The sequence below is a fragment of the Hymenobacter sp. GOD-10R genome (assembly GCF_035609205.1).
Classification (GTDB): domain Bacteria; phylum Bacteroidota; class Bacteroidia; order Cytophagales; family Hymenobacteraceae; genus Hymenobacter.
The window spans coordinates 3280818-3304498 of the sequence record NZ_CP141184.1; the positions used below are offsets into that span (position 1 = coordinate 3280818).

The 23681-nt window shown below is 52.6% G+C and carries 22 protein-coding genes; 10 read left to right on the forward strand and 12 right to left on the reverse strand.

Going from position 1 to position 23681, the window contains the following annotated elements:
* Positions 1 to 53: 53 nt before the first annotated feature.
* Entirely contained in the window at positions 54 to 479 is a 426-nt protein-coding gene (locus SD425_RS13115) for an SRPBCC domain-containing protein (RefSeq protein ID WP_324679289.1), read from the forward strand.
* A 70-nt stretch (positions 480 to 549) separates the two neighbouring features.
* Positions 550 to 1896, forward strand: a complete 1347-nt coding sequence (locus SD425_RS13120) for a putative sensor domain DACNV-containing protein (protein WP_324679291.1) — start codon at positions 550 to 552, stop codon at positions 1894 to 1896.
* 10 nt (positions 1897 to 1906) lie between these two features.
* Here the strand turns inward: SD425_RS13120 and SD425_RS13125 are convergent, their stop codons facing one another.
* Positions 1907 to 3358, reverse strand: coding sequence for a 3' terminal RNA ribose 2'-O-methyltransferase Hen1 (locus tag SD425_RS13125; RefSeq protein WP_324679294.1), 1452 nt, complete (start codon positions 3356 to 3358; stop codon positions 1907 to 1909).
* A 182-nt stretch (positions 3359 to 3540) separates the two neighbouring features.
* Between SD425_RS13125 and SD425_RS13130 the strand changes: the two genes are divergently transcribed.
* The gene (locus SD425_RS13130) at positions 3541 to 4887 is read left to right on the forward strand and encodes a thrombospondin type 3 repeat-containing protein (protein ID WP_324679296.1); all 1347 of its coding nucleotides are present in this window, start codon (positions 3541 to 3543) and stop codon (positions 4885 to 4887) included.
* 88 nt (positions 4888 to 4975) lie between these two features.
* Here the strand turns inward: SD425_RS13130 and SD425_RS13135 are convergent, their stop codons facing one another.
* The 3 genes from SD425_RS13135 to SD425_RS13145 form a co-directional block, all read right to left on the reverse strand.
* Positions 4976 to 5248 carry a hypothetical protein gene (locus SD425_RS13135; protein WP_324679298.1) on the reverse strand — a complete coding sequence of 91 codons (273 nt, stop codon included), beginning with the start codon at positions 5246 to 5248 and terminating at the stop codon, positions 4976 to 4978.
* A 418-nt stretch (positions 5249 to 5666) separates the two neighbouring features.
* Entirely contained in the window at positions 5667 to 5807 is a 141-nt protein-coding gene (locus SD425_RS13140) for a hypothetical protein (RefSeq protein WP_324679301.1), read from the reverse strand.
* 691 nt (positions 5808 to 6498) lie between these two features.
* On the reverse strand, positions 6499 to 7071 hold the full coding sequence (locus tag SD425_RS13145) for a fasciclin domain-containing protein (RefSeq protein WP_324679303.1): 573 nt from the start codon (positions 7069 to 7071) through the stop codon (positions 6499 to 6501).
* A 713-nt stretch (positions 7072 to 7784) separates the two neighbouring features.
* Here SD425_RS13145 and SD425_RS13150 point away from each other — a divergent pair.
* On the forward strand, positions 7785 to 8336 hold the full coding sequence (locus tag SD425_RS13150; RefSeq protein ID WP_324679305.1) for an RNA 2'-phosphotransferase: 552 nt from the start codon (positions 7785 to 7787) through the stop codon (positions 8334 to 8336).
* Between the two features lie 35 nt (positions 8337 to 8371).
* On the opposite strand, the gene SD425_RS13155 is transcribed toward SD425_RS13150, so the two are convergent.
* Both SD425_RS13155 and SD425_RS13160 read right to left on the reverse strand, forming a co-directional pair.
* Entirely contained in the window at positions 8372 to 8824 is a 453-nt protein-coding gene (locus tag SD425_RS13155; protein WP_324679307.1) for an RES family NAD+ phosphorylase, read from the reverse strand.
* Between the two features lie 7 nt (positions 8825 to 8831).
* Positions 8832 to 9284, reverse strand: a complete 453-nt coding sequence (locus tag SD425_RS13160; RefSeq protein WP_324679309.1) for an antitoxin Xre/MbcA/ParS toxin-binding domain-containing protein — start codon at positions 9282 to 9284, stop codon at positions 8832 to 8834.
* Positions 9285 to 9461: 177 nt separating this feature from the next.
* On the opposite strand from SD425_RS13160, the gene SD425_RS13165 reads away from it, so the two are divergent.
* The 5 genes from SD425_RS13165 to SD425_RS13185 all read left to right on the forward strand — a co-directional run bounded on the left by SD425_RS13165 (position 9462) and on the right by SD425_RS13185 (position 16583).
* Positions 9462 to 10124: an HD domain-containing protein gene (locus SD425_RS13165; protein ID WP_324679311.1), complete on the forward strand. Its 663-nt coding sequence runs from the start codon at positions 9462 to 9464 to the stop codon at positions 10122 to 10124.
* 139 nt (positions 10125 to 10263) lie between these two features.
* Positions 10264 to 10506, forward strand: a complete 243-nt coding sequence (locus SD425_RS13170; RefSeq protein WP_324679313.1) for a hypothetical protein — start codon at positions 10264 to 10266, stop codon at positions 10504 to 10506.
* A gap of 113 nt (positions 10507 to 10619) precedes the next feature.
* Positions 10620 to 13175 (forward strand): DNA gyrase subunit A, encoded by a 2556-nt coding sequence (gyrA, locus tag SD425_RS13175; RefSeq protein ID WP_324679315.1) that lies wholly within the window; start codon positions 10620 to 10622, stop codon positions 13173 to 13175.
* Between the two features lie 171 nt (positions 13176 to 13346).
* Complete coding sequence (locus tag SD425_RS13180) at positions 13347 to 14504, forward strand: tetratricopeptide repeat protein (RefSeq protein WP_324679318.1); 1158 nt, start codon at positions 13347 to 13349, stop codon at positions 14502 to 14504.
* A gap of 1020 nt (positions 14505 to 15524) precedes the next feature.
* Entirely contained in the window at positions 15525 to 16583 is a 1059-nt protein-coding gene (locus tag SD425_RS13185; RefSeq protein ID WP_324679320.1) for a hypothetical protein, read from the forward strand.
* A gap of 94 nt (positions 16584 to 16677) precedes the next feature.
* Here the strand turns inward: SD425_RS13185 and SD425_RS13190 are convergent, their stop codons facing one another.
* Together SD425_RS13190 and SD425_RS13195 are read right to left on the reverse strand one after the other, a co-directional pair.
* The gene (locus tag SD425_RS13190; protein ID WP_324679322.1) at positions 16678 to 18246 is read right to left on the reverse strand and encodes an ArnT family glycosyltransferase; all 1569 of its coding nucleotides are present in this window, start codon (positions 18244 to 18246) and stop codon (positions 16678 to 16680) included.
* Positions 18247 to 18473: 227 nt separating this feature from the next.
* Positions 18474 to 19385 carry a glycerophosphodiester phosphodiesterase gene (locus tag SD425_RS13195; protein ID WP_324679324.1) on the reverse strand — a complete coding sequence of 304 codons (912 nt, stop codon included), beginning with the start codon at positions 19383 to 19385 and terminating at the stop codon, positions 18474 to 18476.
* A 145-nt stretch (positions 19386 to 19530) separates the two neighbouring features.
* Between SD425_RS13195 and SD425_RS13200 the strand changes: the two genes are divergently transcribed.
* Positions 19531 to 20511: a GDP-mannose 4,6-dehydratase gene (locus SD425_RS13200; RefSeq protein WP_324679326.1), complete on the forward strand. Its 981-nt coding sequence runs from the start codon at positions 19531 to 19533 to the stop codon at positions 20509 to 20511.
* 118 nt (positions 20512 to 20629) lie between these two features.
* On the opposite strand, the gene SD425_RS13205 is transcribed toward SD425_RS13200, so the two are convergent.
* From SD425_RS13205 to hisIE, 4 genes are all read right to left on the reverse strand, one after another.
* Positions 20630 to 21295 carry a lipid-A-disaccharide synthase N-terminal domain-containing protein gene (locus SD425_RS13205; RefSeq protein ID WP_324679328.1) on the reverse strand — a complete coding sequence of 222 codons (666 nt, stop codon included), beginning with the start codon at positions 21293 to 21295 and terminating at the stop codon, positions 20630 to 20632.
* Positions 21296 to 21307: 12 nt separating this feature from the next.
* Entirely contained in the window at positions 21308 to 22081 is a 774-nt protein-coding gene (locus SD425_RS13210; RefSeq protein WP_324679330.1) for a glycosyltransferase, read from the reverse strand.
* 283 nt (positions 22082 to 22364) lie between these two features.
* Positions 22365 to 22616: a hypothetical protein gene (locus SD425_RS13215; RefSeq protein WP_324679332.1), complete on the reverse strand. Its 252-nt coding sequence runs from the start codon at positions 22614 to 22616 to the stop codon at positions 22365 to 22367.
* 370 nt (positions 22617 to 22986) lie between these two features.
* A complete protein-coding gene (gene hisIE, locus SD425_RS13220) occupies positions 22987 to 23634 on the reverse strand; it encodes a bifunctional phosphoribosyl-AMP cyclohydrolase/phosphoribosyl-ATP diphosphatase HisIE (protein ID WP_324679334.1) in 648 nt (215 codons plus the stop codon).
* Between the last annotated feature and the right edge of the window lie 47 nt (positions 23635 to 23681).

Below are 23681 nucleotides of genomic sequence, written 5' to 3' on the forward strand. Positions count from 1 at the left end.
AAAGCGTAAGCCTTAGGCATAGGATTAACACAATTTAAATCAGTAAAAACTAGATGGATACTCCTTTAATAGTTGAGCAGATTTACGCCACTCCGATTGAAGAAGTCTGGCAAGCGCTAACGGATAAAAACAAAATGCGCGTATGGTATTTCCCTCAATTGCAAGCTTTTGAGCCTGTGGTTGGCTCCCAGTTTGTGTTTACCCATGATGGATCACCTTATCAGAAAGAATGGCGGGTGACGCAAGTCGTAGCGGGAAGAAAACTAGCCCATAGCTGGGTGTATCAAGGGTACCCCGGCTGGTCTGAAGTAATCTTTGCCTTAGTGGCGGAAGGCGATAAAACCAGACTGACGCTTACGCATACTGGGTTGGCTAGCTTTCCGCACGATCCTCACTTTGCACGACATCGGTTTGAAGATGGCTGGCACCGAATTATTGGAACCACCCTGAAAAATTACCTCGGTAAAAATCACAATTAACACCTTGGTGATGGAATCCGTATGGTTCGTTTCCCCGTTTGAGAGGAGGGAAGCTATAGCCTAAGCGGTAATGAATTGTACATCGGAAGATTTAGCCGAAATTGTTTTCAAGAAATTAGAAAACGCCAAAACAGATTATCCGCATCCTAGCGCAGGAATATTAAATAAGCTGTTTTCGGATCTGTTTTTTGCCAGCCTGAAAACCGAAGAAGGGCAGCTAACGAAAGTAACCATCACGTTAATTGATCCGAAAGATCCGGACCCGAGTCCGCCGGAGCGCATTGTAGCGCACCGGTGGAACTATATCAACTTTGAAGAACGAATTCCCTTCACGGTTAAGAATTTAGTGAAGCTCTCGAAAGCGGCCGACCCGCTCAGTTCTTCATTGGCCGTGTACTACGAGAATAACTCGCTTTTTATTTGGGGAATGATCGACCAGGCGATTCATTATCAAAGCTTCCTGAACTACGAAGGCGATTCGGAACCCGAGCAGCCCGGACTTTTCCAGGCCACCATTGCAGACGTAGGAAATATCTACGTCATGTTCGATTACGAATTAATTGCTACGCTCAAGCAAAATGTACTGATTAGTAATTATATCGATGTTTTCCGGCAAGGACCAATTAATGGTATTTTGAAAAAAAGCGCGGAACTCTACAAAAAAGAAATTAGAAGCTACGTGCAACAAGAGTTTCCCGGTGAGAAGCTAGAGGAGTGGGAAAAGTACACGGAAGATTCTATAAGCGAGGCTATTTCGCGTATTCTGCTGGTCATGCAAGAGTACCAACACGGGGGCGCTTTCCTGATAACCGCCAATGCGTTGCGCTCTGGTCTGAGCATCAAGCATGCGTTATCTTACGATCGGTTGTTCAAGACGATTACCAATAATATAAAATTGGAAGTTGCCAATTACACGTATACCAACGCTATTGTTACGGAATTCTTGGAACCCGAAAAGGATACTATTCCAACGGCCGCGTATTTAAAAGAGAATATTGCGGATTATGAGAAAAAAGAAGCATACGACGAGCTAAAAGGTACTATTCGATTTATTGCTTCTTTGTCGTGCATTGATGGGTTGGTAGTATTTGACCCTGATTTAAAAGTAAGAGGGTTTGGAGCTGTTATAAAAGTTAAATCGTTGCCGGAGGAAGTATTTGTTTCTAAAACAGCAACGGCTTCGCAAAGTGCTCTTTCGTCTATTACGCCCAATCATTTTGGCACCCGCCACCGGTCGATGTTCTCCTATTGCTGGAATAACATGGGCAGTCTAGGTTTTGTGGTGTCGCAGGACGGGGATATTCGAGCTATTACGCGCGTCGATGATAAACTAGTTATGTGGGAAAACATTAAAGTGCAGCGCTTTATTAAAAGCGAAAAGCTGAACCGCTCGATGCGGCTCAGAATTCGAAAATAAACGACAGGGTTTACTGCTCGAAGATGGCGAGTTGGGAAGGCGCGCCCACTTCCGAGCCGATCGGACCTAGGGGTTCGATCCATGCGCGGTAGCCGTGCCGCTCGGCTACGCCGTTGGCCCACTCCGCAAACTGCGCCCGCGTCCACTCGAAGCGGTGGTCGAGGTGGCGAAACTCGCCGGCGGAGAGCTGCGCGTACCGTTGGTTGTAGTCGGCGTTGGGCGTGGTGATGAGCACGGCGCCGGGGCGGGCTCGGGCAAATACCACTTGCTCAAACGCAGCTAGGCGGCTCTCGTCGAGGTGCTCAATAACTTCTACGACGGCCGCCGCGTCGTAGCCTACTAGGCGCGGGTCGTGGTAGAGCAGAGAGCCCTGCGTGAGGGTGAGCCGCTCGCGCTGGCGCGGTGGCATCTCCGCTACGTGTAGCCGTTCTTGCGCCCGCTGCAACTCCTGCCACGATACATCCAACGCTAGAATGTGCTCGATTCGTGGGTTCTTGAGCAGGCGCCGCACCAGTTTGCCTTCGCCACAACCTAGGTCTAGCACACGTTGCGCGCCCAGCTGGCTGATTGCCTCGGCTACGCGGTCTAAGCGCAAGTCGTGAAGGTTTTGCTTCGGGGAAGCTGGTGTGTGTGCGTCATTGACTACGCTGGTTGGCGTATACGTATCTGTCGTTTCTCCCGCAGGCAGCGCTTCCGTGGGAAGATCATCCGTGGGTGCGCTCTCGCCTTCCAGCAGGCGTTCGAGCGTCGGGTTCACGTACTGGGCTAAGTTGCGCAAGTAACGGCGCGTAATAAATTCTCGTTGGGGGTGTTGCGGGAGCCAGGTGGCGCCGCGGTGCAGGAGCTTTTCGGCTTCGGCCTCGTTGATCCAATAGTGTTTGTCGCCACGGTCGAGTACGGGAATGAGCACGTAGAGATGGGAGAGTAAGTCGCGCAAGCGCACCGCCGGATGGCGTAGACGTAAGGTAAAGTAGCGGCTATTTCCCCAGGCAGGCACGGTTGGGTCGAGCAAGTGGGCTTCCGTTTCCACTTCGTAGCCCAGGGGTGCGAATAGCCCTTGCAGTTGCTCGGCGCTGGCGGCGGGTATCACTGCCACAGTAGCTTCTAGGGGCAACAGGGCGTCGGGTAGGTCGGGGCGGTCCTTACAGGTGCCGTTCATGGCCGTGTTGAACGCCTTACTCAGGGCAGTGCTGAGGAAGGAGGACGCCACGTAGGGCCGGTCGTTGACGTACTGCTCCAGGGCAAATCCCTCGCCGGCCGGTCCGCGGTGGTTGCGCACCAGCGCAATCGGGTCGATGTCGAGTAGCAGGGCCGCGGTGCAGCGCTCGGAGCTAGCTTCGGGGTAGAAAATATGGGCTTGCCCGGCAGCGATGTCAATGGTTTGCAGGCGGGCCGGATTCTTGTGTAACAAATAACCTAGGTCGGTAGCAGGCTGGTGGGTAGTGGTGATGGTAAGCAGCATTTCTGGATAAAAACAATAGAATAGGAAGTTGCCTTGAGGGGCGCGCCACAAGATACGGAAGTCGCAAACGTGAAAAGTTGACTTGTAAGAAAATCCTGGAAGCTACCTTTGCCCCAAAAACCTTATCAGCAGGGCCAAGTATAGGACCTTATTATTATAGTGTGTGCTCTGAATTCGTGTCTATGAAATTACCTTTCTCCCGGGCCACAGTGGTAATTATGGGTCTAGGGCTTGGGCTGACAATAGCGTCGCGCAGCCACGCGCAAACCGCCGATAAAAAGACGACAATTAGCGTGTATGGCAGTACTCTACAGTATCATGGCGACCTAGGCTCAGAGTGGTTTACGCGCAACAAAATAGAGTACGGCGGTGGTCTCACCTTTAGCCGCTACCTAGTGAAGGGAGTAGACCTAGGGCTGGCGCTAAGCTACGGCAACCTGAAGTTCAACGCTGATCCGCCCAAAAACGAGCAGTTCTATTTGGAAGGCCAAGCGGTGCGGGGCTTTGCGGCCAGCGTAGCGAATGTGGGTGTTCCCATCAAGCTGAAGCTGAACAATGGTACGTGGGCCTTGAAGGAAGATGCCTTCTTTGCCCCGTACCTGCTAGTGCAGCCGGGCGCGTTCTTGGCCCGCACGAGCCGCCGTTTTGCCGACGAGTTAGCGCCCAACTCCACTGCCGATATCTACGCCTTCGACGTGATGGCCGCGGCCGGAATCAAGCTGCAGTTTTCTCCTGGCTTTTCTGTGTTCGTGCAAACGGGCCAGCATTACTCCCTCAGCGACCGGATTGATGGGGTAGCGCTGGCGGGCAACTATAGCGACCGGTACCTGCAGCATACCGCTGGCCTGAGCTTTGGCTTAGGCAAGGTGAAAGACGAAGACCAAGACGGGGTGCCCGACCGTAAGGATAAGTGCGCCAGTACGCCGAAGGGCGTAGCCGTAGACCTGAACGGTTGTCCGCTCGATGGGGATGGGGACGGGGTGCCGGATGCACAAGATAAATGTCCCACCGAAAAAGGTTTAGTTTCCCTGCAAGGCTGCCCCGATTCTGATGGTGACGGTATTACCGACAGGGAAGATACATGTCCTGAAATACCCGGCCGCGTTCAACTGCAAGGCTGCCCGGACTCTGACGGTGACGGAGTAATTGACCCCAACGACAAGTGCCCCCGTACGCCCGCTGACACGCCCGTTGATGCCAGTGGCTGCCCACTCGACCGCGACGGTGACGGCGTACCCGACCGTTCCGACCGATGCCCCGACCGTCCTGGCTCGGCTGCAAATAAGGGGTGCCCCGGAGTAACACCGCAACCTAGGCTCAACCCAGGCCCTAAGCGAAAGCTACCCCTGATGCCTGCTAAGTATGGGGCCGCCGCCAAATGGCGGGTACCAGTTGCGGCCGGTAAGAAAGTCCCTCTACGTCCTTTGCCCGCTCGGAAGGTGGTCCCCGCGCAAAAATGGCCGGCTTCTAAATGGTCGAAGCCGGCGAAAGTGGGGCCTGTGAAGAAGCTAGCTCCGAAGAAGCAATGATGCAGATACAACGAAAACGGCACGCCAGGTAGGCGTGCCGTTTTCGTTGTATTAGGACTGTAAACAAACTTCTAAATAAGACGGCGGCTTAGTTTAGCCATACGGTGTACAGCAGCTCGAAGCGGTGTGGGGCGTAGGCATTGTAGTAAGGAGCTTCGCCCTGAAAACCTAGCACGTGTACTAGGGGTAGGCCTTCTAGGTGAGAGTCAACGACGCGCACCGGATAAAACTGGCCTTCCTCGGGCCAGTCGCCCACGTGGTTGCCAGGACGCTGGCTAGCATCTAGGCAGCGGGCGTACTCAATGACAGGCGCATGGCGCGTGGCTTCGGCGAGCGTGAGGTTGGCTACTTCGTGTGGCATGAGGTGAAGATATAGATTTCTACCGGATAGCAAGCGCAATTGACTTGCCAAGTGGAGCTACCGGTTCACTGCGTTCTAGGAGAGTAAACCCCCTAGCCTTCGAACGGTTCCCGAAAAGCTACAAATCCATGAAATACTAAACTGGGGACTGCTTTGCTATACTAAGATCCTTCCTGTGTACGCTAACCTTAGAAAGATGCCTTTTAGCAGGCGAAATGCTATGCTGGTCTGCTACTCTCACTTATATGACTAAAACTATTTTAATTATTATAATATAAATAGTAATATACTTAAGTTTGAGTCTTGCATTACCTCTTCTGACAGTTCGGTGCCATGACAGACAGAGTTTTCTACGCGCGCACCACCCGAGTTCACACACCTTTTGCCCTTTTTCATGCCCTCATTCGAAATAGGCGATTTAGTTCGCCTTAAATCCGATGACAGTGGTGAGTTGCTGCAAGTAATGCTCATCGACCCAACTGTCGAAAAATCCATTAAGTGTCTGCCACATGCACAGTTGCACCAAGGCCTTCGCGGATTTCTCTCCTTCTCCGACCATTATCCTGATGAGTTGGAACACGTAACACCTCCTGGTAACTAAAAAAGGCCCGTCTTATAGACGGGCCTTTTTTAATTGGTGCAATAAACGTCTGCCATGGTGGTCGCAAACGAAACGAATTTGACTTATTTTAAGTCTAAAAGCCTTCCTAGTATAACTGTCGGACGCTTATATAATGTCACAAAATAGTAGTGGCTTGAGCACAGGATGAGCTTATATATGCTTAAATGTTAGCTCATAACGCTATACGGAACGGAATAGTCTATAATTAATAGAAGAATAATAGTGGTCACAAATGGGCACCACCCGGCATTGGCTGTGCTGCTGAGCAAGGCTACATTTGAGTACTAATCTGGCTCATGCCTGTTTCCTATGACTACTACCTATACTACTGCACCCGGCACATCGTCTTCCCAGCAAGGCTTGCTCTCCGTCTTAGCGCTTATGTTGGTTGCTCCTAGTGTCCTAAAGCCTGCCAAAGCGTAACGCTTTCTCCTGCATCATACTTGCTGCCTCCTGAACGTATAGTAGATACGTGACGATCTGGGGCAGATAACCGTTTGCCGCATTGCAATTAGCATCCTAGCTCATGTGCCCTTTGAGCTAAAACTTACTACCATACCACACAAAACCCCGCTGCCAAAAGCAGCGGGGTTTTGTGTTTTTAAATAAAGAGGAATACTGCCCTAAGTTAGGGCATCAGCACTTTGTCAATCACGTGAATCACACCATTGCTTTGTAGCACATCGTAGGTCGAGATAGTCGACACATTGCCTTTCTCGTCTTGCAGTACGATATTCTTGGGACCATTCATCATGGCTTTCAGCGTACCGCCACTCACCGTTTTGAGCGAGGCGGTGCCTTTACCGGCCTTAATAGCCGCCATGATCTTGTCGGCGGTCATGTTGCCGGCTACTACGTGGTAGGTCAGGATCTTGGTTAATGTTGCTTTGCTCTCCGGCTTTACTAATGTTTCCACCGTGCCAGCAGGCAGCGCACTGAAGGCTGCGTTGGTAGGAGCGAATACCGTGAACGGACCTTTACCTTGCAACGTCTCTACCAAGCCAGCGGCTTTCACGGCGGCTACCAGTGTGGTGTGGTCTTTCGAGTTAACGGCGTTTTCAACGATGTTCTTGTTTGGGTACATGGCCTCACCACCTACCATCACGGTGCCAGGAGTCATCTTGGCTTGGGCGTTAGCCGATTGTACAGTGGCGCCGCCAAGGAGGGTGATGAAAGCGAGAGCAGACAGATACTTTTTCATGTAAGAGGGGGAAAGAAGGGTTAAGAGTAAGTTGCTGGCATCTACGCCACAGCTCAACCGTTCGGATTTATAGCCAAACGAAAATATTTTTACCCAACTAGGCATGAGTGCCGCCGATCTTCTTCCAAACCCCTCATCTTCAAAGCGCTGCTCTATGAAGTGCTACTGTCTATTTTCTAACCTAGGCCAGTCAGAATCATGTGACTGTTGCAAAATGCCAGAAGGGCGCAAAAGGGCCTACTTATACTGCCCCTTTCTGGCTTCTGAATACGTAAAAAATAGTCTATTGCAGAGGCTCACCTAAGTAGATACTGACTTTTGCAACAGCCACATCATGCTATGGGACAGACCCTAGGTTTGAGCCCTTCGTGTTAGGGAACAATTACGCTGCGGAAACCACGAACTCAACGTAGTCCCGAGAACTGCTGGCGTTTTCAGCGCGGCTGCACAAAAAAATGATCCGAATTACATTCGGCGGTTTGATCAGGATATAAAGAGGATGTGCGAGTTGGCTATGTTCAGTATGGTGCCGGAGCAAGTATTAACGGTATAGCGTTAAGTTGGTACTGATGAATGTGATGTTTGCCTAGCGCAAGCACAAGATGAAACCGAACACTGGTTCCTTATCTGATTGCACGCGAGCGTTTAGGTTATCGGGTCCTTGAGTATTTATAAACAAATGTAAATACCGTTGAAAAACAGGATTTAAACAAATGAATAAAAGTAGAAAGGTTAGCCTTAGTAAATTCTTAAGCAAGTATTTACGACACGAGCCGGAGATGCTAGGTTTACACCTGAGCGAAGGTGGCTGGGTAGCAGTAGCTGATTTGTTGGAAGCCTGCCAGCGGCATGGGCAAGCGTTAACCCATTTGGAGCTATCGGAGATTGTGGCTGATAGTGACAAAAAACGCTTTGCTTTCGATGCCACGGGCACGCTAATTCGGGCGCAGCAAGGACATAGTGTGTCCGTTGATTTGCAGCTAGCTCCCGCTACACCACCGGCGGTTCTGTACCATGGCACTGTTGGGGCGGCGTTAGCAGCTATTCGGCGCGAAGGATTGCAGAAGATGAACCGACACCATGTGCATCTTTCCCCCGATGTAGAAACGGCTCGTCGGGTAGGAGCACGCCGCGGCAAGCCGGTTATACTAGCAGTAGATGCTGCGGCTTTGCATAGCGCGGGAGCTGTATTCTACGAGTCGGGGAATGGAGTTTGGTTGGTAGACCAGGTGCCGCCTTCCTACTTACGGGAGCTGACCGACTAACCTTAACCTAGGTTGCCTGAGTGCCCGCAATTCAGCTAGTTCTTTAACCGGGGATCAAAGGGGTGAGGCTCCACGGCAATTACTTGTAGCTGGGCATGGTCTGGGTGCAGCGGATTGAATAGATAATTCCACTCCGTTGGCGAGTGCGCCGATGGCACGCGCATCAGCCAGTACTTCCCCTGCTCAATCCACTCGCGGGTAATGAGGGCTAGCTCCTGCGGGTAAGGCATAGCTGCCCAGTTCGGCGGCAGATCAGCCACCGCTACCGTCTTCACGGATGCATCGGTGGGAACTTCCAGGGTGAGGGCAAAGTAATTTTTGGGCAGCGTTGAGGCATTGGCTAGCACCTCCAATTTTGCCAGGGAAAGGTGCTCAGAGGTGTAAAGAATACGGGTGCCTTGCTCGTGCCAACGGCCATTGTGGAAGAGGCCGCCCTGGCCTGTCGTATCCAGAATATATGGGTGCTTGCCTAGTCGGTACAGCCGCATAGGGGAGCTAGGAGTAAATACCGTACTGAATGCGTCCAAGTAAGTCGCGCACCTGGTCGCGCCCGATAGCGGAGGTGAGCAGGTCCTTTGGGCGAATGCCACCTAGGGCCACATTGTCGGTTTCGAGCCAATGGCGGAAATCCTCTTCATCCTCAAATACCTCTAGGCCCTTGGCCATCACAGCAGAAAGCTGGATCGTCTTCTCGGCTTCATCGCGGGTAAGGGCACGTTTGCTTTGCTCCCGGCGAGCTAGGGTACTCTCCGAAATGGACAACAACTCACTGATCTCCTTATTAGAGAACTGCATCCGCCGCTGTAAGGTCCGTAGTGCTTGCACGGAAAGGCCTTTTACAGCGACCATCAGCAGGTCCAACTCGTTGTGAACCAACTGTGGAATAACGTTGCCGCCGCCCATCAGCTCGACCATCGTGGCAACTGGGGTTTTACGAATGGCTGTCATTTGCGTGTTTTGAAACTGTCATTTGAAGGCAATATACGGAACAACGGCGACTTGTTACGGATGATTCAAAAAAGAGCTAAAAGAGTGGAAAGCTAGGTTAGTGTCATTTCTATGGTGTTGCTTTGTGGAGCGGCGGCTTTCTGCTTTTATCCGTTTATGGCCGCCTACTTGTTTCTCATGGAAGCTCAAGACCTCATTACTTGCACAGCTGACTTTGTCCGCGAAAAATTTTTACACGAAGGCTCCGGCCACGATTGGGAGCACATCCGGCGGGTGTGGCAAACCAGCCGGGCCCTGGCCATCCGTGTGCCCGGCGCCGATTCCCTCGTAACGGAGCTAGGGGCCTTGCTGCACGACGTGGCCGATTGGAAATTTCATGGTGGAGATGAGGAAGCAGGCCCGCGCGAGGCCCGGCGCTGGCTCCTGAGCCTAGGTACCGCCGAGGACGTCATCCAGCGCGTAGAGACGATTATCCGTGAAATCAGCTTCAAGGGGCTAGGGGTTCCCACGCCCATGAGCACGCCGGAAGGGGAGGTGGTGCAGGATGCCGACCGTCTCGACGCTATCGGGGCTATTGGGGTGGCACGGGCCTTTGCCTATGGTGGTCACAAAGGCCGACCTTTGCACGACCCCAGCGTGCCGCCTGTGCAGCATGACTCTTTCGAGAGCTACAAGAAGAACAATGGCCCTACCATCAATCACTTCTACGAGAAGCTGCTGCACCTGCGGGAGCGGCTGCACACGGCGGCGGCTCGCGAGGTGGCCGAGGAACGGCAGCAGTTTATGGAGGCCTTTCTAGCTCAGTTTCTCAGAGAGTGGGAAGGGGAAGATATAAAGTAGCTCTCATAATAATTCTACTAGCGTAAGCTTTTTCTACAAGTAGACGAGGCTGAGCTCAGGAAGAAACCTTACCTCACTAAAGCGCAGCCGGCCCGGCTTTTGCGCAGGGTGCGCGTCACCTCCCTACCTTTGACGCTTAATGAACCTACGCTTACTCCTAACCCGGTTGGTATTGTCGCTTACCGTTCTGCTGACAGTGGCTTCCTGCCGGACCTGTCCTATTGCTTCCTGCCACACCCGGAAGGTGCATTTGCACGACGGGGCCAAGTACCGTGGGCAGCCGCTGTGGAAAAAACAGAACCCCGCTATTGGCGAAAAAATCAAGGTGCACACCCAGAAAACTGATCGCCACAAAACGGACAAAAGCAAGTCGCTGAAGTAGGCCGGAGCTAGGTAAAATCGGGGTTTTTTCGTATCTTGCGGGCTTCTCGCAGTACTTAATTCACCGGTGCCGAAAGCTCCTTACTGGGAGCCTAGGCCGACTCAGATTTCTCTATGGCGGAAGGCGAAAAGATCATTCCGATTAACATTGAAGACGAGATGCGTGGCGCCTACATCGATTACTCGATGTCGGTTATCATCTCCCGGGCCCTGCCCGACGTGCGCGACGGCCTGAAGCCCGTGCACCGGCGCGTGCTCTACGGCATGAGCGAGTTGGGCGTATCCTATAACAAATCGTATAAAAAGAGTGCCCGTATCGTAGGGGAGGTGTTGGGTAAGTATCACCCGCACGGTGACTCCTCCGTGTACGACACGATGGTGCGTATGGCCCAGGACTGGAGCCTACGCTACCCGCTCGTCGATGGCCAGGGTAACTTCGGTAGCATCGACGGCGACTCGCCGGCGGCCATGCGTTATACCGAAGCTCGGTTGAAGCGCCTTGCCGACGAGCTCATGGGCGACTTGGACAAAGAGACGGTTGACTTCCAACCCAACTTTGACGACTCGCTGGAAGAGCCAAGCGTGATGCCGGCCAAGTTTCCAAACCTGTTGGTAAACGGTACTTCCGGTATTGCCGTGGGTATGGCTACCAACATGGCACCCCATAACCTGACGGAAGTGGTTAACGGCATTATCGCTTACCTCGATAATACCGACATCACCATCCCAGAGTTAATGGAGTACATCACCGCGCCGGACTTTCCAACGGGTGGCACCATCTACGGTTACGAGGGCGTCAAGCAGGCGTTCGAAACCGGCCGTGGGCGCATCGTGGTGCGCGCTAAAGCGCACTACGAAACCACGCCAACGGGTAAGGAGCAGATCGTCATCACCGAAATTCCCTATATGGTGAATAAGGCGTCGATGATCGAAAAAACGGCGGCTCTCATCAACGAGAAGCGTATTGAAGGTATTGCCGACTTACGCGACGAGTCGGACCGCGACGGGATGCGCATCGTGTATGACCTGAAGCGCGACGCCATGCCCAACGTGGTGCTCAACCAGCTGTACAAGTACACGCAGTTGCAATCCTCGTTTGGGGTGAACAACGTGGCGCTGGTGAAAGGCCGGCCCATGACGTTGAACCTGCGCGACCTGATTCAGCACTTCGTGGAGCACCGCGAAGAAGTAGTGGTGCGTCGCACTCGCTTCGAGCTAGCAGAAGCGCAAAAGCGGGCCCATATCTTGGAAGGCCTGCTGATTGCCCTCGACCACCTAGATGAAGTAATTGCCCTGATTCGTAGCTCGCGTGACCCTGAAGTGGCACGCGTCGATCTGATCGAGCGCTTCAAGCTGAGTGAGGTACAAGCCCGTGCGATTCTGGACATGCGTTTGCAGCGCCTCACGGGCCTGGAGCGCGACAAGATCGTGAAGGAATACGACGAACTCACCCGCCTGATTGATCATCTCAACGATGTGCTGGCTTCCGCTGAGCTGCAACGCCAGATCATTAAGGATGAGCTAACGGATATTCGGGAGCGGTACGGTGATGCCCGCCGCACGCAGATTGAATACGCCGGCGGCGACTTCTCGATGGAGGATATGATAGCTGACGAGAGCATGGTTATCACCATCTCGAGCGAAGGCTACATTAAGCGCACCCCGCTGGACGAATATCGTTCGCAAGGTCGGGGAGGTGTTGGTTCGCGCGGAGCGGCTTCCAAGCAGGATGACTTCACGGAGCACCTGTTCGTGGCAACTACGCACGAATACCTGTTGTTCTTTACCGAGCTAGGTCGCGTGTTCTGGCTTAAAGTATACGAGGTGCCGGAAGGAGGGAAGAACGCCAAAGGGCGCCCGATCCAGAACCTCATTGAGATTCCACGGGAAGACAACGTGCGCTCAGTACTGAACGTGCGTGGTCTGCGTGACCCCGATTACCTGGAGAACACCTATCTGATGTTCTGCACGGAGCAGGGTACGGTAAAGAAGACGCCATTGGAGGCTTACTCGCGTCCGCGGACGGCCGGTATCAATGCCATCACCATCAATGAAGGTGACCGGTTACTGGACGTGCAGCTCACCACGGGCAATAGCGAAGTGGTTGTGGCGTTGCGTTCAGGTCGGGCGGTGCGTTTCCACGAAGGCAAAGTGCGTTCTATGGGCCGCAGTGCCGCCGGGGTGCGGGGCATTACGCTAACCGATGAAAATGATCGGGTAGTTGGAATGGTCTGCATTTCTGACACAAGCCAGGAGCTACTTGTTGTATCAGAGAATGGTTATGGCAAGCGTTCCGAGCTAGACGAGTACCGCATCACCAACCGCGGTGGTAAAGGAGTACAGGCCATGAAAGTCACGGAGAAAACCGGGGCGTTGGTGGCCATCAAGGATGTAAACGACGGCGATGATTTGATGATCATCAACAAGTCGGGTATCATGATCCGGTTGCGCGTGGCCGACCTGCGTACCATTGGACGGGCTACGCAAGGCGTGCGTCTGCTTAAGATCAATGAGCGTGATGAAATCTCCTCAGTAGCTAAAGTGGCCGCCGAAGAGAAAGATCCAGAAGATGAAACGCTGGACCTAAACCCAACGGATGCAGGTCCCGATGCTACCCCAGATGCGGACGTAGCAGCGCTCACCGATCCAGATGCGCTAAGTGCAAACTAGCTAGCGTAAGGAGTATTTCGGGGATTGGTAGTAGTATTGCAGGACGAAACCTGTCGGCTACCAATCCCCAACTTCTCCGACATAAACGTTCTACAAGCTGAACTAAACCGGCAATTATTGCCGTTAGGGCAGCAATTCCACTCACTTCACCTGTTCTTCAGTCACAACCTCATGAAGAAGATTATTCTGACCTTGGCCGCTGCGGCCGCTTTACACACCGCCTCAGCGCAGAACTCAGCCGTTACCAACGCACAGCTTTTTGAAAAGCAGGGTACCTTGGATAAGGCGCGTACTGAAATCGACAAAGCTATCACCAACGAGAAGACGTCGGGTAAAGCAAAGACTTGGTACACGCGCGGTGAGATTTACGAAGGCATCGCCGGTAGCCCAATTTATAAGAAAACCGTAACGGATGTAGATCCGACTAAGGTTGCTATCGAGTCGTACAAGAAAGCCGTTGAGGTAGAAGGCAAAGACAGCGAATTCGGCAAGCAGGCTACTACTAAGTTAGAAGGCCTGAATAAGAATGCGTATGGTATGGCGTTGAACGCTGGCGTGGAAAGCTATAATGCCAAGAACTTCGACGAGGCTATCAAGGCGTATCGTCAGGCTCAGGCGTATATGCCGCAAGACACGACGGCCTATGTATATGCCGCCTATGCAGCGGAAGGTAAACAAGACTTTGGTACTGCTAAAGAAGAGTACAATAAGCTGTTAGCTATTCCAAACTACAAAGCTTCGCCGCAGGTTTACGAGCGTTTGCTCCAAATCGCTCGTCAAGAGAAGAATGATGCAGATGCTTCCAAAGTATTGCAGCAAGCTTTACAAGCGTATCCTAACCGGAAGTCGTTTGTACTAGAAGATTTGAACCAGTTGATTAGCTCGGGTCAGGATAAGCAAGCTATTGATAAGCTGAACCACGCCATTGAACTGGATCCTCAGAACTCAAACCTGTACACAGTGCGCGGCTCAGTTTATGATAAACTGAAGCAGCCTGAACAAGCACTGGCTTCGTACCAGAAAGCGGTTGAAGTAGATCCTAAAAATTTTGACGCGCAGTTTAACGTTGGTGTGTATTACTTCAACAAAGGCGCAGACATTCTCAAAAATGTCAATAAAATGAACCTGGCCACATACCAGAAACAAGGCAAAGCCAAGGAAACTGAAGCCAAGAAGTATGTACAACAAGCCGTTCCTTACTTCGAAGCTGCTTTGACTGCAAACCCAAATGATCGTGCAACGATGGGCGCCCTGCAGAAAGCCTACACCCAACTAGGTCGTTCGGCAGATGCTGAGAAGATGAATGCAAAAATGAGTTCTGCAAAATAATCGAGCTGTCAATAGCTAGGAGTGAAGTAAAAGGACCCGCGTATGATACGCGGGTCCTTTTTTACAAAATCTACTTAACATAATATAAATTATAAGACAAATGGCTACTTAGGAAAACCCAGCGCCTGAAGCCTGTGAACTTCGTGCTCTGTTACCCATTAACGGTCAGATCTGCTCTTGCTATGTAATCGTGGTGATGATCAAAGCTCATGTAAAGAAGCTCCTATGAGCAGTTCCTTGCCAGGATTGGCAAGTGAATAGACAATTATGGCTTAAACAGCTTAAAATAACTTAGCGAAAGATTATATCAGTTGGTTGGTTGCTGGTTGTTGGGTCTGGTATAAAAAGTTCTTTAAGAATGATGGCCAGTTGTTTTAATTAGCAGTTTGTCACCTTAATCAATGTGGTTGTCTTGCAGGCTCAAACAGCCGTTGTACTCTGTTCTCTTTTTATACTTGAGCCAAGCTCATCTTATCATTTGTCTCCTTCAAGTAAATGTAAATAAGAATCATCTCCTAAAAAGAATCTGGTGCCAGGGTTCCTGAGTGTTTATTGTACAGGGTACTCGTTCATCTAATATCAGAACGTGTTGCACAATCGGCCTTGACCATTTTGGCCACGCAACAATCGAGCGCTTCGCGGTAACCTAGACTATTCAAAAAGAGCAAAGTGCCAGTCTTCTAATTTAAGGTGGTGTAGCTGCTGTGTATTACTATCTTGAATTAGAAGCTTAATTATCTGGTTTAGATACTTTAGATGAGTCTAGAAGAGCTATAATACCCTCAAAAGAAACTTGTACTCCTACCCTGTCACCCAGCCCCAGTAATATGATTGGTATTGTTAATATAACGAGCAATTAGTTATATACAATCACATTAAAAGTAATACAGAGTATAAAAAAGTACAAAAACAATATATACTTTCGTACTTTTTTATACTATTTACCACTTATATATACTTTTATTGTTTATACTCGTATACTCATCCTCTATTACTCACCTTAATTATTGTTGTACCTCCATGCCTAAAACCATAGACTACCCGCGCACTAGTTACACAGGAGCTTGGGAAGTAGCCGAAGTAGTAGATGATACAGGGGGCAAATGCGCCATAGATACCTGTGCGCGCAAGCTTAATCGGAAAGTCAGTGGCTCTTTCAAAGCTATTATTGGCTCTGCCGTTAAGTTCGGGCTAGTAACTAGCAAACGTGAACTACTAACTACCACTAACTTATTTCGTCGGATCAAGCATGCTTATGACAAGCAAGAAGAAAAGATATACCACCGCGAAGCCTTCTTAAATCCGCCTTTATTCACGCAGATCTGTCGGAAGTTTCGTAATAGAGAGCTTCCGATTCATATGTTCGATGTGATTCTGATTCGGGAGTTCGGTGTGGAAGAAATCAACGCTCAGAATGTAGCAAAAGCCTTTGTTGATGGTGCTCGGATGGTAAGCATTCTTGACGAGCGTAACATCATGGCAGATATTGATCAGCTAGCCGCTCAGCAAGCCCCGCGTCGAGAATTGGCTAGTACCGAGATGCCCCTAAATGCACTCAGGCCGCCACTTGCAAATGCAAGTACAAGCGTGCTTAATAATGCCAGCAACGTAGTACAGGCTCACCAGGCATCGGCAGCACCTGCTAACCCTCAACCCAAACCCTCGCCTACTCCTATCACTGCACCAGATTTTGTGCCGCCACTTAGAGGCAGAGATGCTATATCTAGCTTATTTGGACTAGATACGGATGATATAGATGAAGAAGAAACAGTTTCTGAATCCCTGGAACCGACGAGTCCTCAAGCATCTTCAGTACAACGAACGCAACCTAGCATTATAGACTCACCGAATCTGCCAGAAACACCTGTTCCTAGCACACCTGTAACACAGGTAAGGCAAATAGATACCGGATCTACGATAGAATCTACTCGCAGTGACAACAGACTCAATGGGGTTAGCACGTACTCAGTGCATATTACAGGCCCAGGTATTGACTCTAACTTAATGATTCAGGACACAGACGATCTTGACATTGTAAATATTCTGCTGGAGAAGATACGAAAGCAGTTAAACCGCTAATTGATAGCGGCAACATACAAAAAGAGGTGGGCACCCCTACTCGGAGTACCCACCTCTTTTTGTATTTGTTTATATATTATGTTAAGCAGAATTCCTACCTATGCTTCACTACTGAGATGTACCATTTTCCATCTTTTCGCTCGCGACCTAGGTAAAAACTGTCGATTAAGTCGATCTGTAATTGCTGCTGCCAGCGGGCAGGAAGCTCACTTAGACTCCGCCTGTCAGAGAAAGTAGCAAATGGAAGCCGTTCTAAGGGCAGCGAATCGGTGGGTATACGCCAGAGCGGAACGGCCTGCCCAGCGGCCCATACTTGCTTTACATGCATCTCTTGCATACTATACCACGGCATTCCCGCTATTGCCGGAAGTTGGCGCACATGGCGCAGGTGATGCAAACCGGCCTCCTCGCGCCGAGCTTCCCACAGTGGATAGGCTGGTAGCAGCAGCGTAATCAGCAGTGCTACCAACGTGAGTGACCCTCCTACTACTACAGGAGGACGAAGTTGCTGCCCTCCCCCACGAACCACCAGCACGGCCAACAGTCCGCATAAAACTGTGCCGATACTGAACCGCAAGGTTGCGGGTCCGAACCCCGGGAGTTTAGCCAGAGCCATAGCAACGGGTGCGGCCACACAAACCAGCGTAAACACCCCTACCCAAAAACGCAAGAGTCGCCGGTCGGTGCGGGTTGCCTGCTGCTGCGCGAAAGCCGTTTCCCAATATCGCAGTATCCCGGTTGCTAATAAGGCCAGCGGTGGCAATAAAGGCAGCATATACCGCTCCTTTTTCTCCGGTACCAAGCTCAGCAACACCAACGAGGACAGCAGCCAGCCGAGCGCCAGCGCATAAGGTAAAAACGGCGTTAGCCGGCGCCGGGCGTATGGCACCGCTAGGGAGGCCAAGGCAGCAACCACCCACACCCCACTGAAAACAAAGAAATTCCAGTAGTACCACGGCGGCTGCACATGCCGCTCACGCCAAGCCGTTACCTCCGTTTGAGCCACCGCCAGCGCAGCCGGCTGCACGTGATAAAGAATATACAGGGGCCAAGCACACCCCACTCCCAAGGCCACAACAGCGGCCAGTAGCGCTCCGCGGCCGTGCGTGCGCATGCCGGCTCGCGCTTCATTCAACCGGGAGGCATAACACCCCACAAACGGAAGCAAGCCCCCATAGAGGGCTACCGGGCCTTTACTCAAAATAGATAACCCCAGCAGCAAACCAGCCCCGGCAAAGCTAGCATACCCCGCACCCGTACTCCGCCAGCCCCGCACCAGCAGCCATAGAGCACCCACTAGAAAGCTGTTCGCAAAAATATCCCACTGTCCTTCGCGCCCAGTTGTGATGATGAGCAAACTACTCGCGAGCACCAACGCGCTGAGCCACGCCGTCCGACCAGGGTCTGCTCGTTCAGCCGGACGACCGGCCGTTAGTTCGCGTACCAACCCCCAAAAGAACAGCACGAGCAGCGTGGCGATTATCGCGGCGGGTAACCGCAACAAGGCAAGGTTTTCCGTGGGGCCTACTACTTCTTGCACCGCCGCCACGGCCCAGGTGGGCAGCGGCGGCTTGGCCAAGCGCAGTTCCTGGTTCATGGTGGGAATAAGCCAGGAGCCCCCCGCTACCATCTCCCGAGCTGCCACAAAATTGCGCGATTCCATCAGGCTGACTTCTGGGGCCGAGCCGTGCACAAAAAAACTAAAGCCACATACAGCGAGTACGGAAACTAGCCGACCAAGCGCCCACTTGCGCGCTCCAGGTTGAATCAAAGACACAGGAAAAACAGCTAAACCACCATCATCAAGCCGTCACCCGACGACCCACGACAGCAAGTAACAATTAAAAACGACGATGGTCTACGCAGGAAACTGTACGGCCCCTCCCCGCTCTACTCCTGCTCCACGGGCCGGCCTAGCTGCGTGAGTAGCTCCGGAACGTTGTCTACTTCAATGGCATCTGGGTGGCAGCGCACGAGCCGGGCCACTGCCTTTGCCGAACGACCACCGAACACAACTACCTGCAGCCCGGCTGCTTGCGCCTGCGTAGAGCGTTCGGGCGTAATCACGTCTTTACTGACTACCACGGCTTGCATCTTCTCTCGGATAGCCCGTTGTAGGCCCGCGTCGAAGTTCTGCGTGATTTCGAGGCCCAACGGCACCTGGGGCAACAGCGTACGAAGCTGCCGCAAAGTTGCGGGGCGGCCACTCAAAACCAGGAGACGATCAGGCGGAATAGAATACGTGCGCAGCAAACGAGCCAGCGCCCGCGCCAGGACGGGCGAACGGGAAGGCGACCTAGGGGCGGCGCATACCTCATCTTCGTGCAAGTCCACGTGAATTGCGGGGGCTTGCGCCCCACTCGGTAGTTGATCGAGCACCGTTTGTAGCCGCATCAGGTGCTCATCATGGAACAAATCGTAGATCATCCCGCCCCGGTATGCTAACTTTTCCAACTCAGCGGCGGTGTATTGGCTTACGCACCCCTCACCCGTTGACATAGAATTTAGGGTTGGATCGTGGTACACGAAAGGGACACTGTCGCGGCTCAGGCGCACGTCTATTTCGATGCCGTCGGCCCCACGGGCTAATGCCCGCTGCAACCCCGCTAGGCTGCTCGGAGGCAAGGGGTTAAACGGATTAATTGGCGTAAAAAAACCGGAACCAGCGTGACCCAATACCATAATAGGCCGCGCCGGCACCTGGCGGGACGCGCCTGGGTCATCACCCAGCAGGTGCTTGTGCCCGCCCAAGCCAACCGTTGCTAGCAGACCGGCTACCAATAACTTATTCTTCAGTAGCATGTTTTTCTCGCTTTGAGGCCCTATCGAAGCTCAACAAAACCTTTGCTGGCCCCACTTAAACTGACTTTCGGGCCAGATAGTTATTTCTCCTACCTTTGGCGCCCCACCCGCGGTGGGGTTTCTTTTCAGTGCTTGTCTCTTCTTTATGCCTTCTATTCTGGTCACTGGCTGCGCGGGTTTTATTGGCTCACACGTCTGCGAACGGCTCTTAGCGGATGGATACCGCGTTGTAGGGCTCGATAACTTTGATCCGTTCTACGACCGCGCCCTAAAGCTGGCCAACATGGCTGGTTTCGCGCATCATCCGCGCTTCAGCTTCCACGAAGTAGAGCTCCAGCGCGGCGCCGAAGCCCTGGCCGACGCCCTGCCTGCTGAACCGATCGACCTGGTCGTGCACCTAGCTGCCAAAGCCGGCGTGGGTCCCTCGGTACGCCAGCCCATAGCGTACCTGGAGAACAATGTTATTGGTACTACCCACCTACTGGAGTGGATGCGCCAGCGTGGGATTGGTAAGCTGTTCTTTGCTTCCTCCTCGTCGGTGTACGGCAACACGCCCGAGCGGCCGTTCCGCGAAGACATGCCCTTGCTGCAAGCCTGCATTTCACCTTATGCCGCTTCCAAGTTAGCCGGCGAGCAGCTGACCGCCACCTACCACCATCTCTACGGCCTCGACGTGCTCAACGCACGCTTCTTCACCGTGTATGGCCCGCGCCAGCGCCCCGACCTAGCAATTCACAAGTTTGTGCGTTTGATGCGGGCCGGACAGCCAATTCCAGTATTTGGCGACGGCACAACCGCGCGTGATTATACGTTCGTGGCTGACACTGTGGATGGCATTGCCCGCGGCGTGCATTACCTACTCACGAGTACCAACGTGTACGAGACCGTCAACCTAGGCAACAACAGTCCCGTCACCCTGCTTGACCTCATTCAAGCCATTGGCGACGCCCTAGGTGTTACGCCACAGCTCCAGTTCCAACCCATGCAGGCCGGGGACGTGGACGTGACCTACGCTGCAATCAGCAAGGCTCGCCACCTACTCGGCTACGCTCCCCAGACCTCTCTGGCCGACGGTCTAGCCCAGTTCGTACAATGGGAACGGACCCAGGCGGTGAATGCCGACTAGGTTTCCAGGATTTCCTAACTAGGTATAGCTAATTAACACAACGCGAAGGGCCGCCAACTGTATTGTTGGCGGCCCTTCGCGTTGTGTCCTATCGCTTCTCTTGGCTTTCTTAGCGAAACTACTTTTCTATTTCCTCGACCTTCAGACCTTTTATTTCGCGGCGCAGGAGGACCACGTTGCGGGCGTACACCACCAGGCCCGGCACGTTACCCAGGATCAACACGATATCGACCGGACGGCGCAGCAAGGCGTAGGTTAAGATCAGGGCCGAGCCAATGAGACTTACCACCCAAAAGCCCAGCGGCAGCACCGACTCTCCCTTTCGCTCGGAATACAGCCATTGGTAAACGAAGCGCAGCAAAAAGATGGTTTGCCCCACGGCTCCTAGCACGAGCACTCCCCGTGGAATGCGGCTATTCAGCATGGTTTGCAGACTAAAGAACGAGGTTCCCATCACAAACCACCCGAGCATAGCGAGGGGAAATACGTACGCGCCGGCCCGAAACAGGCCATTCAGTTTGCGCCATTCGCCCAGCAGTTGCAGGTTGCGGATGTAGATAGCATAGCTGATCAGCTGCGCGCTCAGAATTACCGGGTCGTGGCGCAACATACCGTACACGATCATCAGAAACGACGACACCAGGCTAATCTGCCAGAACAAGGTGGGCACCAGCACACGCTTGGCCCGCTCGCTTTGAATCCATTGCAGAATGATGCGGCTGGAAAACAGCAGCTGCGAGGTCAAACCAATGGCATTGGCGACCAGAGAAACATCTAGCTTCATGGTGAGCAGCCCTTACGCGGCTGGGTTGGCGCTGCCCCCGCGGTGCTGCTCCCCAATTTCGTAGTTCTTCCAGCGCGAGCGAATCCAGCGGAAGCCGAACGTATCCACCAGCGGCTTCCAGGCCCGGTTCCACAGGTTGTACTTGGCCGTACCAGCGAAACGCGGAAAGTGCTGCACCGGAATCTGCTTCACCTTGCCGCCTTGTAATTGGATTAGCGCCCCTAGGAAGCGGTGCATGCCATGAAAAAGCGGAATACGGCGCGCGTACTCAATCTTCATGATCTTCAAGGGGCAGCCCGTGTCCTGAATGCCGTCGTTGATAAGGGTACGGCGCACGGTATTGGCAATCTTCGACGATAGTTTCTTCACCACCGTATCCTGGCGCTTGGCCCGAATGCCGTTGACCATGTCAAACTGCGGAAAGAACTCGAAGAAGCGCAAGAAATCCAGCGGCGTAGTCTGAATGTCGGAATCGATGTAGCCTAGCAGCGTAGAGCGGCAGTGGTCGATGCCCGCCTTGATGGCTGTGCTCAGACCACTGTTCTTGGCCAGGGAAATAAACTCGTAGCGACTATCCTGCCGGCAAATGTCGCGCAGCAAGGCCAAGGACTTGTCCGTGGAGCCATCATTGACAAACAGCACCGTCGTAGCCACGGGTGTTTTCTCGAGAAACTTGTTCATTTCCACCACAAACTGCGGCAGGCTTTCTTCCTCGTTGTACACGGGGACCAGCACGGTGAGGGTTTGGGTAGCTAGGTAAGCGTTGGTGGTGGCAGTTGTGGGCATAGAAGCTAGGCAAATCGGGGCGCAAGGTAGCGAGAAAACCCGGCACTAAAGGCGGAGACTAGCTTCTGCATTAGACACAAGCTAGGTTTCTTCGTCGAGTTCAGCCGGATGTATTTGTTCCGTTTCCACGGACTTGCTGCCAAGTTATACGGGCAGCGTTTCCCACCTGGTAACACCTTGCGCAGTTGCACCCGCACTTACTTTGCGCATGCTGTGCTAGCCGCTATAAACGATGAACGCGCCTATGGGCGCGTTCTATTCTTAAATTACGCCTTATAGACGCTTAGTTCAGCCCTACCTGCTTCAGGGCTACGGTCTGCCACTTGGCAAAAGTCTGCCACTGCCGGCGCCAGTAGGTATAATCACCTAGCACGCAAATCACCTTATCGCCTTTGAAGTAGATCCGAGTTTTGGCGTCCTCATTCTTCCACTCAATCGGGCCCGCCTCATCCGGCTCCATGTCTTCTACATTCTCCCACAGAAAGGAACGGGGCGTCTCGTGTTGTTGGCCCAGCATATCTTGCCAGAACCGCATAGCATGTGCAACAGGGGAAGGAAACATAATAGCCAATATGAGAATGAGTGAGCAAGCCAGCAGCAACCTAGGTTCAGCTGCAAGCAAGATAATTACATTCATTCAAAAAGCCAACCAATTATAAATACATATATTATTCAAGCATTTTTCTACTGATCTTATGCTATGATAGACTGTTTACTATGATAACTATCAACACATCTAACGTTTCATAGCTGCTATTCTAATTAACAATCTTGATTATACCCGCTATCTACATTATAAAAGTGATAAAAATCAGTTTGATCATAGCAGTTACTCAAGTTGCACCTACTGCTAGCAGCTGTGCCGCCGAACCAGCGCTAGCTACTAGCTACGGCTCGGCGGCAGTTCAGCTATCTTCACGCCGTACGCCAGCCGAAATAGTCGTGTGCCGCTGACGGAGCACCGCTATAATATCTTCCAAGGTGAGCCCCGAGCCAGCTAGCAACACCAGCAAATGATACAGCAAATCAGCGGCTTCGCCTTTGAGGCCTTCGATGTTGCCACCGACCGCGTCAATCACCGTCTCGACGGCCTCCTCTCCTACCTTTTGCGCAATTTTGGGCATGCCTTTGCGAAAAAGCGATGCCGTGTACGACTTGGGGTCTTCCTCGGGAAAGTCGCGGCGGCGCTGCACGAGGCGTTCTAGCTCGGCAAGGAAACCAACCGGCGCCGTAGGCAAGGCCGTCTGCTCCGGCTGCTCGAAGCAACTAGTGGTGCCGCGGTGGCACGTGGGGCCGTCGGGAATGGCGCGGATGAGCACGGCGTCGCCGTCGCAATCCTCGTGCGTGCTTACGACATGTAGGAAGTTGCCGGAAGTTTCGCCCTTCGTCCAGAGTCGATTCTTAGAGCGCGAAAAGAACGTGACACGACCTTCGCGCTGGGTTTTTTCCCAGGCTTCTTCGTTCACATAGCCCACCATCAGCACCTGCCCGGTCGCCGCATCCTGCACCACTGCCGGCAGCAGGCCATTCATTTTTTCAAAATCGAGTGTCATCAACGTTTCTTAATTGTATGTAATAGACGGTCATGCTGAGCTTGTCG